The organism is Isoptericola sp. NPDC055063 (assembly GCF_053608125.1).
Genome location: NZ_JBSGUW010000008.1, coordinates 16,437 through 33,604, shown reverse-complemented (window position 1 = coordinate 33,604; position 17,168 = coordinate 16,437). Strand labels below are relative to the sequence as shown.

General features: G+C 74.3%; 16 protein-coding genes and 1 tRNA gene. 5 read left to right on the top strand and 12 right to left on the bottom strand.

Annotated elements, in window-relative coordinates:
• Window positions 1-28 precede the first annotated feature (28 nt).
• The gene (locus ACWF41_RS11165; protein ID WP_380319966.1) at window positions 29-751 is read right to left on the bottom strand and encodes an Ltp family lipoprotein; all 723 of its coding nucleotides are present in this window, start codon (window positions 749-751) and stop codon (window positions 29-31) included.
• A gap of 164 nt (window positions 752-915) precedes the next feature.
• Here ACWF41_RS11165 and ACWF41_RS11160 point away from each other — a divergent pair, with 164 nt between their 5' ends.
• Window positions 916-2,184, top strand: a complete 1,269-nt coding sequence (locus ACWF41_RS11160; protein WP_380319963.1) for a sensor histidine kinase — start codon at window positions 916-918, stop codon at window positions 2,182-2,184.
• A gap of 49 nt (window positions 2,185-2,233) precedes the next feature.
• Window positions 2,234-2,899: a response regulator gene (locus tag ACWF41_RS11155; protein ID WP_380319960.1), complete on the top strand. Its 666-nt coding sequence runs from the start codon at window positions 2,234-2,236 to the stop codon at window positions 2,897-2,899.
• Window positions 2,900-2,901: 2 nt separating this feature from the next.
• Here the strand turns inward: ACWF41_RS11155 and ACWF41_RS11150 are convergent, their stop codons facing one another.
• The 3 genes from ACWF41_RS11150 to ACWF41_RS11140 are packed head-to-tail and all read right to left on the bottom strand — an operon-like array spanning window position 2,902 to window position 5,451.
• Complete coding sequence (locus tag ACWF41_RS11150) at window positions 2,902-3,678, bottom strand: amino acid ABC transporter ATP-binding protein (RefSeq protein WP_380319957.1); 777 nt, start codon at window positions 3,676-3,678, stop codon at window positions 2,902-2,904.
• Window positions 3,675-4,580, bottom strand: coding sequence for an ABC transporter permease subunit (locus ACWF41_RS11145; RefSeq protein ID WP_380319954.1), 906 nt, complete (start codon window positions 4,578-4,580; stop codon window positions 3,675-3,677). Before ACWF41_RS11145 ends, ACWF41_RS11150 begins: the two co-directional genes overlap by 4 nt.
• A gap of 7 nt (window positions 4,581-4,587) precedes the next feature.
• Window positions 4,588-5,451, bottom strand: a complete 864-nt coding sequence (locus ACWF41_RS11140; protein WP_380319952.1) for an ABC transporter substrate-binding protein — start codon at window positions 5,449-5,451, stop codon at window positions 4,588-4,590.
• A gap of 214 nt (window positions 5,452-5,665) precedes the next feature.
• On the opposite strand from ACWF41_RS11140, the gene ACWF41_RS11135 reads away from it, so the two are divergent.
• Together ACWF41_RS11135 and ACWF41_RS11130 are read left to right on the top strand one after the other, a co-directional pair.
• Entirely contained in the window at window positions 5,666-6,049 is a 384-nt protein-coding gene (locus ACWF41_RS11135) for a YciI family protein (RefSeq protein WP_380319949.1), read from the top strand.
• Between the two features lie 13 nt (window positions 6,050-6,062).
• Window positions 6,063-7,310 carry an RNA polymerase sigma factor gene (locus tag ACWF41_RS11130; RefSeq protein ID WP_380319946.1) on the top strand — a complete coding sequence of 416 codons (1,248 nt, stop codon included), beginning with the start codon at window positions 6,063-6,065 and terminating at the stop codon, window positions 7,308-7,310.
• 10 nt (window positions 7,311-7,320) lie between these two features.
• On the opposite strand, the gene ACWF41_RS11125 is transcribed toward ACWF41_RS11130, so the two are convergent.
• The 8 genes from ACWF41_RS11125 to ACWF41_RS11090 form a co-directional block, all read right to left on the bottom strand.
• Window positions 7,321-7,815, bottom strand: a complete 495-nt coding sequence (locus tag ACWF41_RS11125; protein WP_380319943.1) for a dsRBD fold-containing protein — start codon at window positions 7,813-7,815, stop codon at window positions 7,321-7,323.
• Window positions 7,816-7,942: 127 nt separating this feature from the next.
• Window positions 7,943-8,320, bottom strand: coding sequence for a hypothetical protein (locus ACWF41_RS11120; protein ID WP_380319940.1), 378 nt, complete (start codon window positions 8,318-8,320; stop codon window positions 7,943-7,945).
• Window positions 8,321-8,436: 116 nt separating this feature from the next.
• The gene (locus ACWF41_RS11115) at window positions 8,437-8,706 is read right to left on the bottom strand and encodes a DUF7218 family protein (RefSeq protein WP_380319937.1); all 270 of its coding nucleotides are present in this window, start codon (window positions 8,704-8,706) and stop codon (window positions 8,437-8,439) included.
• Window positions 8,707-8,708: 2 nt separating this feature from the next.
• Window positions 8,709-9,998 carry an MFS transporter gene (locus tag ACWF41_RS11110; RefSeq protein ID WP_380319934.1) on the bottom strand — a complete coding sequence of 430 codons (1,290 nt, stop codon included), beginning with the start codon at window positions 9,996-9,998 and terminating at the stop codon, window positions 8,709-8,711.
• Window positions 9,995-10,576, bottom strand: coding sequence for a helix-turn-helix domain-containing protein (locus tag ACWF41_RS11105; protein WP_380319931.1), 582 nt, complete (start codon window positions 10,574-10,576; stop codon window positions 9,995-9,997). Before ACWF41_RS11105 ends, ACWF41_RS11110 begins: the two co-directional genes overlap by 4 nt.
• Before the next feature lie 150 nt (window positions 10,577-10,726).
• Window positions 10,727-10,803 (bottom strand) — tRNA-Met (locus ACWF41_RS11100).
• A gap of 147 nt (window positions 10,804-10,950) precedes the next feature.
• On the bottom strand, window positions 10,951-14,001 hold the full coding sequence (locus tag ACWF41_RS11095; protein ID WP_380319928.1) for a UPF0182 family membrane protein: 3,051 nt from the start codon (window positions 13,999-14,001) through the stop codon (window positions 10,951-10,953).
• A 116-nt stretch (window positions 14,002-14,117) separates the two neighbouring features.
• Window positions 14,118-15,287, bottom strand: a complete 1,170-nt coding sequence (locus ACWF41_RS11090) for a YlbL family protein (RefSeq protein ID WP_380319925.1) — start codon at window positions 15,285-15,287, stop codon at window positions 14,118-14,120.
• 217 nt (window positions 15,288-15,504) lie between these two features.
• Here ACWF41_RS11090 and ACWF41_RS11085 point away from each other — a divergent pair, with 217 nt between their 5' ends.
• Window positions 15,505-17,025 (top strand): zinc-dependent metalloprotease, encoded by a 1,521-nt coding sequence (locus ACWF41_RS11085; protein WP_380319922.1) that lies wholly within the window; start codon window positions 15,505-15,507, stop codon window positions 17,023-17,025.
• Window positions 17,026-17,168 lie beyond the last annotated feature (143 nt).

Genomic DNA, 17,168 nt, shown 5'->3' with positions numbered 1-17,168 from the left:
GCGCCGCCGACGAGGCGCGGAGACGGCGTCAGAGACCCACCTGGTCGGCCGCGTACTCGGCCTGGGCGCGGGTGTACTGGTCGCCGTACTCGCTCGACAGCTGGTCGATCAGGCCGGACCGGGAGAACGAGTCGTACTCCAGGTACGACTCGGCGGACTCGACCGCCTCGGCCTTCCAGTCGGCGTCGACGTGCTTGATCGCCCACGTGGCGTCGGCGGTCTCGAAGCCGTCGCCGTACTCGGACGTCAGCTGGTCCAGCAGGCCCTGCTTGGAGAAGCCGGAGTACTCGAGGTAGGACTGCGCGGACTCGAGCGCGTTCTGCTGTGCCACGGTGGGCCCGTCCGCGACCTCCTTCGTGGCGGGCTCCTTCGTGGCGGGCTCCTTCGCGGTCTTCTCCTCGGCAGCCTGCTCCGTGGACGGCTCCTCGACGTCCGCGTCCTCGACGGTGTTCTCGTCAGCCGTCTCCGCGGTCAGGTCGTCGCCGACATCGGTCGCTTCCACCGCCGCGGCCGCCGGGGCCTCGGCGGTCGCAGGGTCCTCGTCACCGCCACCGCCGATGGCCGTGCCCGCGATGCTGACGGCGGCGATGACGCCGACACCGGTCAGGACCTTGTGCCGCGCGAACCAGTTCTTGTTGGCCTTGGCCGTGGCCTTCGCCTCACGGGCACGCCGGTTGAGCTCGGCCTGGCTGGGCGGCTGCTCGGGCGAGGGGTCGGTCGGCTGAGCGGGGGGCGGGAACTGGTCGGTCATCGCTGCTCCTGGTGGTCGGTACGCATGCTGCGTTCGAGCTGTTCCCAGGTTCGCTCCGGTCGCGGCCGCAGGGCATCGCCCGATCGGGCAGTCCCCATGACCCGATCGGGTACCTCTCATGCCTCGGCCGGACTCGAAGCGCGCCGGAGCCGTACTGTCGATGCATGTTCGCTCGAGCGACGGATGCTCCGAGCACCCGCGAGATACCTGACCGCTCCGCCGTCCTGCGCTGGGCGTCGGTCGCCGGCACGGTCGTCGCCGTCGTGGTCTCCGCCGCGAGCGCCCTGACCGCGGTGGGCTTCGCATCCCACGCGGCCGCGCCCGCCAGCGCCCTGCACCCGGCCCTCTACGTCGTGAGCGCGCTCGTGGGGATCGTCCTGGCGGGCCTCCTGGTGCTGCGGCGGCGGTTCCCGCTCGCCGTCTGCCTCGGCGCGTGCGCCTGCTCGGTCCTGCTCCCCCTGGACGCGTCGGCGGCGCTGCTCGCACTGCCGTGGGTGCTGGCCCGCGCCACGAGACGCACCTGCCTGGTGGCATCCGGGGCGACGGCGGCGGCGACCTCCGCGGCGCTGATCCGGGACGGCACGCGCGAGCACGCCGCGCAGGTGCTCGTCACGATCGACGAGCAGACCCGCGTGCTGTCCACCGATCCGACCGTGGCGGCATACGTCGTCGTCGGGCTCGGCCTCCTCGGCGCCTCGGTCGCCGCAGGCCTCGTCCGGCGGGCGCGGGTCGCGGCCGAGCGGGCACGGGAGGAGCAGGAGGCGCAGGCCTCGGCGACGGCGGTCCTGCGCGACCGTGTGCGTCGTGAGGACGAGCGGCGGCTCGTCGCCCGCGAGGTGCACGACACGGTGGCGCACCACATGGCGGCGGTCTCGCTGCAGGCGTCGGCGCTCGAGGTCACGAGTGCCGACGACCCGGAGGCGGTGCACGCCGCGCGCGAGATGCGCGCGTCGGCCCAGCGGGCGATCGCGGAGCTGCGGTCCCTGGTGACGACGCTGCGGTCGGGTGAGACGGTGACGGGGTTCCCCGGTGCGACCCTCGACGACGCGGCGCCCCTGCTCGAGCGGATGGCCGGCGAGGTCCCCGGCATGACGACGGCCGTGGCGGTGTCCGACGGCGAGAAGGCGGCGCCGGTTCTCGTGCGCGCGACGTTCCGCGTGGTGCAGGAGGCGGTGACGAACGCGCGCAAGCACGCGGCGGGAGCCCCCGTCGACGTCCGCGTGACGGCCTCCCCGGAGCAGGGCGTCGACATCCTCGTGACCAACCCGCTGGACCGCACGCCACCCCGCGGCCCCGGCGTGCCCGGCACCGGCACCGGGCTGCTCGGGATGCGGGAGCGTGCCGCCGCCGTGGGCGGCACGCTCTTCGCCGGGCCCGAGGACGGGTCGTTCGTCGTGCGGGCGCGCTTCCCGTGGGTCCCGCGCGGGGCGTGACCAGGGCGTCCCCCGGCGAGCGCGGGAGCCCCGGGCTACCATCCCGCAGGTGACGCGCGTCCTCGTCGTCGACGACGACCCGATGGTGCGGCGGCTCCTGGCCACGGTGCTGACCGCGCAGGACATCGACGTCGTCGGCGAGGCCTCGGACGGCGACGAGGTGGTGGCCGCCGTCGCGGAGCACCGGCCCGACGTGGTGCTGATGGACCTGACCATGCGGCGCACGGGCGGGCTGGAGGCGATCCGGGAGCTGCGCCGCCGCCCGCGGCCCCCGGCGGTCATCGCGCTGACGTCGTTCGGCACGGACGAGACGGTGGTGGCGGCGCTGGCCGCGGGCGCGCAGGGATTCCTCAGCAAGGACGACGAGCCCGAGCACATCGCCGGCCACGTCCGGGAGGTCGCCGCCGGGGCCGGCGCCCTCGACCACGCGTCCGCGGGCGCGGTGATCCGGCACCTGAGCGGCAGCCAGAGCCTCGACTCCCGCCGGACGGAGGCCCGGGACGCGCTCGCCCGGCTCACCGCCCGCGAGCTGGAGATCTCGTCGTACCTCCCGCACGGCCTGTCGAACCGGGAGATCGGCGAGCGCCTCTACCTCTCCGAGTCCACCGTGAAGGCGCACCTCGGCAGGGCGACGGCGAAGCTGGGCCTCACCGCGCGCGAGCAGCTCGCCGTCCTCGTCGACCGTGCAGGTGCCACCGCGCCGCTGCGGAGCTGACGTCAGCGCAGGCGGCGCAGGAACTCGCGCGTGCGCTCCTGCTGCGGGTCGCCGAGCACCTGCTCGGGCGTGCCGCGCTCGTGCACGCGCCCGTCGTGCAGGAAGACGACCTCGTCGGCAACCTCGCGCGCGAAGCCCATCTCGTGGGTCGCGACGAGCATGGTCGTGGGGCGGCCGGCCACGCCCTCGGCGCGCAGGGACAGCAGGAGGTCGAGCACCTCCCCGACCAGCTCGGGGTCGAGGGCGGAGGTCACCTCGTCGAGCAGCAGCAGCTCCGGGCCGCTGACGAGGGCGCGGGCGATGGCGGCGCGCTGCTGCTGCCCGCCGGACAGCTGGTCCGGGTAGGCGCGGGCCTTGTCCGCGAGGCCCACGCGCTCGAGCATCTCGAGGGCTGCCGCCTCGGCCTCCCGGCGCGGCACCCGGTGCACGACGCGCGGCGCCAGGGTCACGTTGTCGAGCACGCGCAGGTGCGGGAACAGGTTGTACTGCTGGAACACCATGGCGAGGCGGGCGCGCACCGCGTCGGCGTCCACCCACGGGTCGGCGACGTCGAGGCCGTCGAGCAGCACCTGCCCGTCGTCGACCTCCTCGAGCAGGTCGACCACGCGCAGCAGCGTGGACTTGCCGGACCCCGACGAGCCCACGACGACGACGCACGACCCCGCGGCGACGTCCAGGTCGACCCCGTCGAGCACCACCTTGCGCGCGTCACCGGTGCCGAACGACTTGCGGACGCCGCGCAGCGACAGCAGGGGCGCGCCCGGCACGACGGCGCTCATCGGACCACCCCCGCCCCGGCGACGCCACGCAGCTCGCCGCGCCACCCCTGGCGCGCGGACCACGCGTCGACCAGCCGGGTGAGCGGGATCGAGATCGCGAGGAACAGCAGACCCGCCACCACGTACGGCGTGAAGTTGTAGTCCCCGGTGGTGGCGATCTGCGCGGCGCGGATCGCGTCGACGGCGCCGAGGATCGAGATGAGGCCGGAGTCCTTCTGCAGCGACACCAGCATGCTCGCGACCGGCGCGGCGACGTTGCGGACCGCCTGCGGCAGCACGACGCGCCGCGCCGCCTGCCCGCGCGTCAGGCCCAGCGACCGGGCGGCGGCGACCTGCGACGGGTGCACCGCCTCGATGCCGGCGCGGAAGATCTCCGCGAGGTACGCGGTGTAGCAGACGACGATCGACAGCCCGCCGAGGAACGCGGCGCTCACCGGCAGCCACGGCAGGCGCAGGGCGGGCAGCCCGAAGCCGACCAGCAGCAGCACCAGCAGCAGCGGCACGCCGCGGAACACGTCCACGTACCCGACGGCGAGGATCCGCAGCGGGAACAGGGCGGGCACCCGGGATGTCCGCACGACCGCCAGCAGCAGCCCGACGACGAGCGCGACGACGCTCGCCACCACCCACACCCGCAGGTTGAGCCACAGGCCCGCCGCGACCTCGGGCAGCACCTCCCACGCCCGCTCGGGCGAGAAGAACGCCTCGCGCGCCCGCTCCCAGCCGGGGGCGGTCGTCACGACGTAGACGACGGCGGCGAGCACCAGGACGGTCGCGACCCCGGCCACGAGGAGCGCCCGGCGGTGCTGGGCGCGCCGGTAGGCCGCGCGGGCGCGCGCCCGGTCCGACGGCCGCCAGCCGTCGGCGGGCGTGGTCGCCGGGGAGGTCGTGGGGTCGCTCACGCGGGGGTCAGGAGAGCTCGGGGACGTCGTCCGACTTGAGCCACGCGGTCCGCAGCTCGTCGAGGGTGCCGTTCTCCTCGAGCGTGTCGACGGCGGCCGACACGCACGCGGTCAGCGACGACCCCTTGTCGAGCACCAGCCCGAGCTGCTCCGGCTCGCCGACGGGCGGGAGGGAGCCGACGACGTGCGTGTCCGGGAAGTAGACGGTCGTGGCGGCGACGCCCTGGTCGACGTCCATCACCATCGCGTCGATCGTGCCCGAGCTCAGGGCGGTCATCCCGTCGCCTGCGGCGTTGAACGGCGTCACCTCGACGTCGTCGCCCCACGCGGCGTCCGCGACCGCGAGCGACGTCTGCGAGGCGGTGACGCCGATCTTCGCGCCCTTGAGGTCGGCCAGGCTCGCGGCGTCGGAGAACTCGCCCTCGTCCGCCACGATGACGCCCTGGCGGCTCGTGAGGTACGGGCTGGAGAAGTCGACGGCAGCCTTGCGCTCGTCGGTGATCGTCGTCTGGTAGGCCGCGACGTCGAACGGCTTCACGGCCGGGCTGATGATCTGCTCGAAGGTGACGGACGTCCACTCGACGTCGTCCTTCGCGAAGCCCAGCTCGTCCGCGACGGCGTACACGAGCGCGGACTCGAAGCCCTTCCCGCTGTTCGGCTCCCCCACGTACCAGGGCTCGAAGGGGTCGCTCGCGCCGACGGTCAGGGTGCCGTCCGTGAGGGTCTTCATGCCCTCGGGCGGGCAGTCGGTCGCGCTGCCGGACGCCGCGGGCGCGCCGTCGCCGCCGCCGTCCGACGACGAGCAGCCGGCGAGCGCGAGCGTGGCGGCGGACGCGAGGGCGAGCGCGAGAACGGGGCGGGAGGTGCGCACGGGTGGGCCTTTCCGAGGGGCGGGGACGCGGCGGGTCGCGCCGTCGTCGACCCTATGCCGACGGCGCGTGCCGGCGGCATGGCGGTCGGAACAGGACAACCCGCGCCAGGTTGTCGATCTTCCCCGGGGACTCGAGCTGCCCCGGTTGTCGATCCGTCCCGGCCCCGCGCGTCATCCAGGTGTACGTCACACCACGAGGAAGGACGATGGGACCATGACCACCTACGCCGTACTGCTGCCGGGCGTCGAGGACACCTTCGAGCGGGCCAGCGCCGAGGAGCGCGCCGCGATCTACGGGCGGCACGAGGAGTTCGCCCGGACGCTCGCCGAGCGCGGGCACACCGTGGCCGGCGGCGCCGAGCTCACCCACTCCCGCACCGCCAAGAAGGTCAGTCGTGACGCCGGCGGCCGGGTCGTCGTCACGGACGGTCCCTACGCCGAGACGGCCGAGCAGCTGACCGGGTTCTACCTGGTCGAGTCCGACGACCTCGACGACCTGCTGCAGGTCTGCGCCATCCTGGCGGGCCCCGGCGACGACGGTGCGGACGGCACCGTCGAGGTGCGGGCCGTCGTCGACCACGGCGAGGGCGACGCGTGAGGGCGCACCTGCCGTGATCTCGCCCGAGGCGGACGCCTCGGCGCGGCTCACGACGCTCATGCGCGACGAGTGGGGCCGCCTGCTGGCCCTGCTCGTCGCGCGGTTCCGCCGCCTGGACCTGGCGGAGGACGGTCTCGCCGACGCGTTCGAGGCGGCGGCCCGCACCTGGCCGCACGACGGGACTCCGGCGAACGGCGCCGCCTGGCTGCTCACGGCGGCCCGTCGCCGGGTCCTCGACCGGCTCCGCTCCGAGCAGGTCCTGGCCCGGTCGATGCCGCTGCTGGAGGTGGAGGCCGACCTCGCCGCGCGGGCCCGCCGCGTCATGGCGGACGCTGGCGAGCCCCTCGCCGACGAGCGGCTCCGCCTGGTGCTCCTGTGCGCGCACCCTCGCCTGTCGCGGGAGGCGGCGTCCGCGCTGAGCCTGCGGCTGGTGCTCGGCGTGCCGACCGCCGACGTCGCCCGGCTGTTCCTGCAGTCGACGCCGACGATGGCCGCCCGGCTCACCCGGGCCCGCAAGAAGCTCGCCGGGGAGCGGTTCGCCCTGCCGCACGGCGCGGAGCTCGAGGAGCGGCTCGCCGTCGCGGCGGACGTCGCCTACCTCGCCTTCACGGCCGGCTACGCGCCGGCCACGGGCGACGCCGTCGTGCGCGCCGAGCTCGCCGGAGAGGCCGTCCGGCTGGTCCGGGTCCTGCGGGACGTCGTGCCCCCGGACGGCGACCCCGACCGCTCGACGGAGCTCGACGCGCTGCTCGCCCTCGTGCTCCTGCAGCACTCACGGCGCGACGCACGGGTCGACGACGGCGCGCCCGTGCCGCTGCCCGACCAGGACCGCGGCCGGTGGCACCAGGACGAGATCGCCGAGGCCGTGGACCTCCTGGCGCCGCTCGCCGCCGCGCCCCCGGCGCCGTACCTGCTCCAGGCGCTGGTGGCCGCCGAGCACGCGATCGCCCCCTCCGCCGACGCCACCGCGTGGGACCGCATCCTGGCCCGGTACGACGAGCTGCTCGCCCTGACCGACACCCCGGTGGTGCGGCTCAACCGCGCGGTCGCCGTCGCGGAGGTCGCCGGGCCGCGGGCCGGCCTCGACGCCCTCTCCGGGGTGGCGCTGCCCGGGCACCGCCTGCCGTCGCTGCGCGCCGAGCTGCTGCGGCGCGTCGGAGACCTCGACGGCGCGCGCCACGCCTACGACGCGGCCCTCGCCCTGTGCGACCACGCCCCCGAGCGCGACCACCTGCTGCGCCGGCGGGCCGAGCTCGCCTGACCCGCACCGGTCAGGGATGCACGTGCGCCCGGTGGCCCGTCTGCGCCGAGATGTCCTGCTCCGCCTGCCCGAGCAGCGCGTCCGCGAGCCGCCGCAGCGCGCGGGCTGCCGCCACCTCGTCCCCGATCACCGGGATCTCCGTGTCGCCCGGGTCCTTGCGCGCATGCCCGACGGCGCGCAGCGACCCCACGTCCGGCCCGGGGGTCAGCATCGCCTCGGCCGTCGTGCTCCCCGAGGACTCCACGAGGGTCACCCGCACGTCCCAGGACAGCGCCCGCGCCGGCTCCGGCCGCGGAGGCCGCACCGGCTCGGCGCCACCGCCGTCGTGCTGCACGAGCGTGTCGGCCCCGGGGAAGACCAGCGTCTCCTCCCCCGTGTCCGACCAGCGCACCTGGAACGGCGGCGAGCCGTCCCCGTGCGGGCACGCGATCACGATCCCGTCGCGCACGGCCCCTCCGACCACCCCGGACGCCACCACGATCCGGTCGCCCACCGTCGCCCTCATCGCCGCCTCCTCGCGCCGTCGTCCGCCCGCCGCCCGAGCCCGGTCCTCCCATCATGCGCCGACGCGAGGGGCCAGGCAGCACGGCCGCCGTGCCCGGTCCGTCCCGTCGGTACGGGGCGTCGGGCGATCAGTACGGCGTCCCGAGCGACTCGGCGTACGTCCAGGCCATGTAGGTCATGAAGCCGACGGCCAGGATGGCCAGCGCCGTCACCACGTTCGCGAGCCACGCGAGCACGATCGCGACGACCGCCAGCCGCCGCGTCACGTCGCCGTAGGGGCCGGTCCCTCGCGCGTCGACGTGCGCGGTGTGCGCCAGGGGCAGCGCGACGACCCCGGCGAAGGGGAGGGCCACCACGATCCCGGAGGCGGCCACGACGACCGCCCAGACCGCCCGCGTCCGCAGCCGACCAGGGTCGACGGGGGCGCGCAGCGGGGCGGGCGGTGTGGCGGGCGGCGAGGCGTGGTGCTCGGGCGCGGACAGGTCGACGGCGTGCTGCTCGGGCATCTCGCGCTCCTGGGTTCGGGTGCCGACGCGTCCCGCCGGCACCCCGAACGTAGCGGCGACCTCGCTTCCGACCCGGCGGCTATCCACAGGGCCCGGGACGCCGCGAGCCTCCTCGCTCAGTGGGAGCGCAGCGCGTCGATCAGCTCGCTCTTGCGCATCGACGACCGGCCCTCGATGCCGATCTCCGCGGCCCGCTTGCGGAGGTCGGCCACCGTCCAGTCGTCGTAGGAGCCCGACTCGCCACCCTTCTTGCCAACCTTCCCGCGGCCGCGTGCCGCGGCGGCGTTCGCGATCCGCGCGGACTTCTCCTTGCTGTTGCCCTCGTCGCGGAGCTCCTCGTACAGCTCCTTGTCCTTCACGCTGGGGCCTGCGTCTCGTCGAGGCATGGTCAGCTCCCTCCGGTCCGCCGCGGGCGACCGCGCGTCGGCTCCACGCGGACGTCGCCCTCGTGCGAGGTGTGGGTTCCTTCCGACCTTAGGACGGACGTCCGGTCCCCGCCCGGCCGTGCGAGGGGCGCGCCGGCCAGCACCACGCCCGCCAGCACCATGACGCCCGCTGCGAGCGCGAAGAACGCCCCGACGCCCCAGACGCCGGCGACGATGCCGACGGCGCCGTACGTGAGCGGGCTCAGCCCGAGCGTCGCCAGCGAGAGGAGGGCGGTGACCCGCCCCAGCAGACCGGGCGGCGTGGACTGCTGGATCCGCCCGTGGCAGCTCACCATGACCGTTCCCGTGGTCACCCCGAGCAGTGCGCCCGCGACGATCGCGCGCGCGGCGTCCGGGGTGGTCCCGAGCACCACCAGCAGCGGCGCGGTCGCCCCGGCCGCGACGAGCGTCGTGGCGCGCCCCGGCGACGCGACCGGGAGGGCCGCGAGCAGCACGCTCACCACGATCCCCCCGACGCTGAAGGCGGCGAGCACGGTGCCGGCGGCGGCGACGGACCACCCCCGCTCCTGGGCAAGCAGCACGACGCCGATCGCGACCGGCCCGGAGAAGGGCAGCTCCGAGAGCGCCGTGCCGACCACCAGCGGGAGCAGACCGTGCCGCCGGAGCTGCGAGAGCCGCAGGGGGGCCTCGGGCGAGCCGCCCGCCGCGAGCCGCACCGCGTCGTCGCTGCTGCGCACCGTGAGCAGCAGCACCACGGAGAGGGCGAACAGCACCGAGACCGAGGCGAGCGCGGCGGGGACCCCGAGCACCACCAGCCCCGCGCCGAGCGCCGGGCCGACGGCGTTGCCGGCGCGCAGCCCGGTCAGCCGCCAGGCCTGGAGCCGCGGGAGAGCCTCGGGGGGCACGAGCCGCACCGGCATGGCGCCGACCGCCGGGATGAAGCACGCGTCGACCACCCCGAACGCGACGGCGAGCACTGCCAGCCACCAGGGCACGAGCCCGAACCAGGACGCCGCGCCGGTGGCCAGGAGGAGGAGCAGCGTCCGCGCGCCGTCCGTGGCGATCGCGATGCGGCGCGGCTCGACCCGGTCCGCGAGCACGCCCCCGAGCAGCATCAGCAACGCGCGCGGCACGGCACCGAGCGCCAGGACGAGGCCCGAGGTGCGCGGCCCGCCGGCCTCGGCGGCCGCCCAGGTGAGAACCAGGAAGTAGCTGACGTCGCCGACGACGGCGGCGGTGTACGCCACCACCCAGCGCGCCGCGTTCCCCCGCCAGCCCTCGGAGCCGCTCATGGCTGCCGGTACAGCTGCACCTGGACGATCGTCGGCGCGACCGGCTGCGCACCCTCGGCGGCCGTGTCCGCGTTCGCCGACCTGGCTCGGTAGCGCGCGAGGAGGGCGAGCAGGTCCGACCGGAGCTGGTCGGCGGTCGAGTCGTCGATGCGCAGGCGGTCGTCCACGAAGGCCGCCCGCTCGAGCCACTTCGCCGACGCCGCCGGGACGGCGGCCGCGAGGCCGTGGAGGTCGTCGGCCAGCGCGACGAGCGCCGACCGGACGTACTCGCGCGACAGGTCGTCCTCGTGGGCCGCGGGGTCGAACTGCACGGAGTCGGTGACGGCCCGCCACCATCGCTCCCGTCGCGTGCCGAGCCCCGGCTCCTCCACGATCAGGCCGCCCTCGGCCAGGCGGCGCAGGTGGTAGCTCGCCGCGCCCGAGTCCACGCCGAGCTCGCGTCCGAGCGCCCGGGCGGTGCTCGGCCCCTCCGTCCGGAGCCGCCGCAGAAAGGCGAGGCGCATCGGATGGGCCAGCACGCGGAGCTGGGCGGTGCCGACCTCGGTCGCCGGCCCGGGGACCTCGTCGTCGTGATCCATACCGGCACCGTAGGGATGCGAAGAACTCTTCGCAAGAAATGCGAAGAACTCTTCGCACCGAGCAGACCGCGCCGAGCGCCGATACCCGGACATGACGAAGGCCCCGACCGGATCCCGGTCGGGGCCTTCGTGGATGTCGACGACATCCCGTGGTAGCGGGGGCAGGATTTGAACCTGCGACCTCTGGGTTATGAGCCCAGCGAGCTACCGAGCTGCTCCACCCCGCGTCGACTCCCTGAACATTACGGCATCCCCGGACAGGGACCAAATCGAATCGGGCAGATGGGACTCAGGTCACACCACGTCCCTCCCCGGGAACGGCGCGGGGCCGTCGGTCCGTGGACCGACGACCCCGCTCGTGCTCCCTCCGGCCGTCAGCCGGCGGACTCGATCTCCTTCTCCGCCGCGACGGCGTCCTCGATCGCCTTCTGCAGGCGGTCCTGCGCCTCGCCGTAGGCGGTGAAGTCGCCGGCCTTGAGCGCCTTGTCGCTGTCGGTCATCGCCTTGTTCGCGTCCTGGAGGGCGGAGTTGAGCCGTGCCTGCGCGTCGCCCGACGGCGTGCCGGTCGGGGTCGGCTCCGTGGACGGCTCCGTGCTCGGCTCCGTGGAGGGCTCGGTCGAGCCGTCGCCCCCGCCCTCGACCGGCGCCGTCGGCACCTCGGACTCGGCCTCTCCCGACGCGTCGCCGGCGTTCGCGCCGGAGTCGCCGCCGAACACCTGGTCCAGCGCCTCGTCCAGCGTCTCCGCGTAACCGGTCTGGTCGCCGAACGCCACCAGCACCCGGCGCAGCAGCGGGAACTGCGTGCCGCCGGCGGACTGGATGTAGACGGGCTGCACGTAGAGCAGGCCGCCGCCCACCGGAAGGGTCAGCTGGTTGCCGCGCACGACGTTCGACGAGCCGCGCTCCAGGATGTTGAGCTGCTCGGAGATCGTCGGGTTGGAGTCGAAGTTGTTCTGGACCTGGCCGGGACCGGGCACGGTCGAGTCACGGGGCAGCTCCAGCAGCCTCAGCTCGCCGTAGCCGTCCGCCACCTTGCCCGCCGTCGAGCCCGCATCGCCGTCGGCAGCGAGATACCCGGTGAGGATCTCGCGGTCGGTGTTGCCGCCGGGGATGAAGGTGCTCGTCAACGAGAACGCCGAGTCCTTCTGCCCGGGCATCTGCAGCGACAGGTAGTACGGCGGCTGCTTCGCCGCGGGCGCCTTCGTGTTCGCGACCGGGTCCTCCGGGTTGGCCCAGAAGTCCTGGCCGGAGAAGAACTGGCCGGCGTCGTCCACGTGGTACTGGGTGAGGAGCGTCCGCTGCACCTTGAACATGTCCTCGGGGTAGCGGATGTGGCTCATCAGGTCGCCCGAGATCTCCGACAGCGGCTTCACCGACGTCGGGAAGACGTCCGACCAGGCCTTGAGGACCGGGTCGCTGGTGTCCCAGGCGTACAGGGTCACGGAGCCGTCGTAGGCGTCGACCGTCGCCTTCACCGAGTTGCGGATGTAGTTGACCTCCTGCGGCATCTCCACGGGGACGCCCTGCGCCGCGAGGGTCAGCGAGTCGGCGGTCGCCTCCTGCATCGGCCGGCTGGTCGAGTACGGGTAGGCGTCCGACGTCGTGTAGGCGTCGACGATCCACTTCACGCGACCGTCGACGACGGCCGGGTACATGCCCTGGTCGAGTGTCAGCCAGGGGGCGACCTTCTGGATCCGCGTCATCGGGTCGCGGTCGTACAGGATCTGCGACTCGTCGGTCACGCGGTCGGAGAACAGGATCTCCTGCGACCCGAACTTCAGCGCGTACAGCAGCTTGCTGCCGAACGAGCCGATCGACGGGCCCGCGGTCACGTCCTGCGTGGGGAACGTGGTGTTGACCTGCTGGCCGCCCTGCTCGTCGTCGGCCTGGTAGTCGAGCTCCCAGGGCTTGGCGTCCTCCGGCGCGCCCACGACGGAGTACTCCGTGGTGGACGGGCTGAAGTAGATGCGCGGCTCGTAGCCCTTGTCCGTGAGCGCGCCCTGCGTGGGGATGCCGCCCTCGTAGAACGCGGGCTGCCCGTCCGGGCCGGGCTGGTTGCCGTACGCGGCCACCACGCCGTAGCCGTGCGTGAACACGGTGTGGTCGTTGACCCAGTTGCGCTGCCCGTCGCCGAGCCCGCCGAGGTTGAGCTCGCGGACGGCGATCACCGTGTCGCGGGACTCGCCGTCGATGTCGTAACGGTCCACCGCGAGGGTGTCGGCGAAGTTGTAGTACTGCTTGTTCTGCTGCAGCTGCCGGAACGACGGGCTGACGATCTGCGGGTCGAGGAGCCGCACCGACGCCGTGGTCTCGGCGTCCGCGCGCAGGGCGCCGGCCTCCGCCTCCGTCGTCGCGTCGTAGGGCTGCGTCTCGATGCTGTCCAGGCCGTACGCCGCGTGCGTGGCGTCGATGTTGCGCTGGATGTAGTCGGCCTCGAGCTCCTGCGCGTTCGGGTTCACCTGGAAGCGCTGCACGACGGCGGGGTAGATCCCGCCGATCGCGATCGCGGACACCACCATGAGGCCCACGCCGATGGCGGGCAGGCGCCACGTGCCGCGCACGGCGGCGACGACGAACAGCAGCGCCACGAGCACCGCGACGCCCGTGAGGATCTCCTTCGACGGGATGACGGCGTGCACGTCCGAGTAGGACGCGCCGTTGTACCGGGCGTTCGTCGTGCTCCCGTTGGTGGCCGTCAGCAGCGAGTACCGGTCGAGCCAGTAGTTTGCCGCGATGACCAGCATGAGGACTGCGCCGAGCACCGCCAGGTGCACGCGCGACGCCCGGGTGGTGCGCGGGGTCCCCGGCGGCACCGGGCCCAGGCGCAGCCCGCCGTAGAGGTAGTGCGTCACCAGGGCGGCGATGCCCGCGATGATGACCACGGCCATGAGGAAGCTCACGACGAACCTCAGCGCGGGCAGCGAGAACACGAAGAACCCGAGGTCGATGCCGAACTGCGGGTCCTTCGTGCCGAACGACGCGGGGTGGATCGCCAGCAGCACGCTGCGCCACTGCGCGGACGCCGCCACACCGGCGAAGAACCCGACGACCACCGGCCCGGCGATCGTCACGACCCGCCGCAGCGGCTCGATCGCCTCCCGGTACTGGTCGAGGGTCGCCTGCTCAGGGGTCGACGGCGCGTAGACCGGGCGCACCCGGTACGCGACGGCGAACGACGAGAAGACCGCGCCGCCCATCACCAGGAAGCCCAGGACGAACAGCACCCCGCGGGTGATCCACTCCGTCCAGATCACGTTGCCGAATCCGAGCGCGTCGAACCACATCACCTCGGTCCAGAACTGCGCGAGGAGCAGCAGCGCGACGACGACCACGGCGATCACGACGAGCGTGATCGCCAGGGGGCTGCGGCGACGCTTGGCGGGCGGACCGCCGGGACGTCGACGGGGTGGGGCAGCGAAGGACACGGTGCGGGCACCTCACTCGTGCTCGGGACGGGCGGACGTCTGGTGTGAACGTCCCTGTCATCCCTCAGGTTCCCACGCTTCGTCCCCCCGCGGGCGACAGCCCCTTCACGGGCCGGTCACGAGCAGGTCGGCAGGTCCGCGCCCTTCCCGGCACCGATCGCCTCGACCGCCGCGCGCGCGTCCTCGAGCGTCGCCATCCGCACCACGTGCAGGCCGTCCGGCACGTGGCCCACGACCTCGTCGCAGTTGTCCGCGGGCGCCAGGAACCAGTCCGCCCCGGCGTCGCGCGCGCCGAACAGCTTCTGCCGGATGCCGCCGATGGGCCCGACCTCGCCGTCGACGCTCATCGTCCCCGTGCCGGCCACGCGCGCGCCCCGCAGCTCGTCCTCGGGCGTCATCTTGGTGATGATCGCGAGCGCGAACATCGTCCCCGCGCTCGGGCCGCCGATGTCGCCCGGCCGGATCGTCACGTCCACCGGGTAGTCGTAGGACGGGTCGAGGTACACCCCCAGCGCCGCCCGGCCGCCGTCGCCCTTCGCCGTCGTGATCGTGAGGTCCGTCGGCTTCCCGCCGCGCTCGACGCCGAGGACGACGTCGTCGCCCGGCTCGACGTCGTCGAGGTCGGCCAGCAGGTCCTGATGGGTGACGACCTCGTGGCCGTCGAGGCTCTTCACGACGTCGCCCGCCTCGACGACGCCGTCGGCCCCCGACCCCGGAGCGGCCCCCGCGATCGTCAGCGTCGCGGGCACCTCGTACCCCATCTCGGTCAGCGCCGCCACGGTGGCCGAGGACTCGGAGCCGGCCATCTGCGCCTGCCCGACCTCCTGCTGCTGCTTCTGCGTGGTCTGCTCCGGGAAGATCGACTCGACCGGCTGCACGGACCGCTCCCGCGAGCCCCAGCCCCACAGCACGTCGCCCAGCAGCACGTCGCCGCCCGGGCCGCCGTACACGGACACGGTCGTGAGCCGCAGCTCTCCCGTGACGTCGTACGTCTTGGCGCCCTCGATCTCGACGACGGGCTGCGCCGTCGCGCTCTTGCCACCGCTCGAGGCCTCCCCCGCGCCCTCGACGTCGACGCCCTGCAGCCCCAGCGTGTCCTCGGTGGGCCCCGGCGCCCGGATCGCATACGGCGTCGGCAGCACGAGCAGGACCGCGGCGAGCAGCGCCGTGACGAGGAGGGACACCCCCAGGGTCACGCTGCGCAGCGACGCACGCGGCGCGGCGAAGGGGTCGTCCCCGGCCGCCGAGGGGTCGTCGGGCGCGAGGATGTCGCGGTCGAAGGTCACGGGCACATCATCGCCGACGTTCCTGGACCCCGCGCCAGGTCCCGGACCTCGGACGTCAGGGGGCTCCGGGGGATCTGCGCCGAGAGCGAACCACCGGAACCTCGGCCACCGGTCGGACGTCCTGGGTGGTTACGGTGAAGCGGTCGGCCCCGGCCGCCGTCCGCCCGCAGCCGCCCGCAACCGTTCGCAGCCGTTCCGCAGCCAGGCGAGGAGCCTCATGAGCAACCTTCCCGACGACCCCGAGGGTGCCGAGGAGCGCGAGCGCATGCTGCGCTCGATGCTGGAGGGCTTCTTCGGCGAGCGCACCGACGAGGTGCTCGACCAGATGCGCGCGCAGGGCATCGACCCCGCCGCCCTCGCCGGCATGCCAGGGGCGGGCACGCCCGACCCCGCGACCATGCAGCACGTGCTGGCGCAGGTGCAGCGCCTCCTGTCGGCGTCCGGCGACGGCCCCGTGAACACGGACGTCGCGCACGACATCGCCCGTCAGGTCGCCGTCGCGGAGGGCGACCCCTCGCTCACGGGCGGCCAGGCCAAGGCCGCGACCGACGCCCTCGGCGTGGCCGAGCTGTGGCTCGACGCCGTGACGGACCTCCCGCCCGCCGGCGGTCGCACGCACGCCTGGAGCCGCTCGGAGTGGGTGGAGGCCACCTTGCCCGCGTGGAACCGGTTGGTCGCCCCCGTCGCGGCCTCCGTCGCCGACGCGCTCGCGACCGTGCTGAGCGACCAGCTCCCCGACGACCTCGGCGCCGCGGGCGCGCTCGGCATGCCCGACGTGCCCGGCCTCGCCGGCCTGCCCGCGGGCGCGCTGGGCGGCGGCCTCGACCCCGCCCAGATGATGCGCCGTCTCGGCTCGGCCGTCTTCGGGATGCAGGTGGGCCAGGCCGCGGGCACGCTCTCGCGCGAGGTCTTCGGCTCGACCGACGTCGGCGTCCCCCTGCTGTCCGAGCCCGCCACCGTCCTCCTGCCCACGAACGTCGCGAAGTTCGCCGACGGGCTGGACGCGCCCCTCGAGGAGGTGCGGCTGTTCCTCGCGCTGCGCGAGGCCGCGCACGCCCGCCTGTTCACGCACGTGCCGTGGCTCGCCGCGCACCTGCACGGCCTGGTCGAGCAGTACGCGCGCGGCATCACCATCGACCTCGACGTGCTCGAGCAGCAGGTGCGCGACATCGACCCGAGCGACCCGGAGGCCCTGCGCGGCGCCCTCACCGGCGGCGTCTTCGGGCTGCAGCACACCCCGGAGCAGGAGGCCACGCTGCTGCGCCTCGAGACGGCGCTCGCGCTCGTCGAGGGCTGGGTGACGGAGGTGGCCGCGACCGCGGCCCTCCCCCACCTGCCGCACACGTACCCGCTGCGCGAGATGATCCGTCGTCGGCGCGCGGCCGGCGGCCCCGCCGAGCACACTTTCGCCACGCTGGTCGGCCTCGAGCTGCGGCCCCGTCGCTCCCGTGACGCGACCGCGCTCTTCGCGCACGTCCTCGCCGAGGGCGGTCCGGAGGCGCGCGACGCCGTCTGGGCGCACCCCGACCTGCTGCCGGGCACCGCGGACCTCGACGACCCCGCCGGATACTTCTCCCGCCGCGCCGCCCAGGCGGACGAGCAGTCCGACCTCGACGCCGCGCTCGCGCAGATCTTCGACGCCGCGGAGGGCGGCGCGGACGACGACCCGGAGCACGGCACGAACAAGGGCGCGGACGACACGACGGACGACGGCCCCGCGGCGCCGAAGGAGGGCTGACGGGGGGCTCAGCCCGCCGGATGCTGCGGGTCCTTTCCCCCAAACCCCAACGACAAAACCCCCCCCTCCCCGACAAACAAAAAACCCCCCCAGAAAACCCCAGCCCCCCCCATTCCTCCGTCACCCCCCCCAAACCCCCCCAA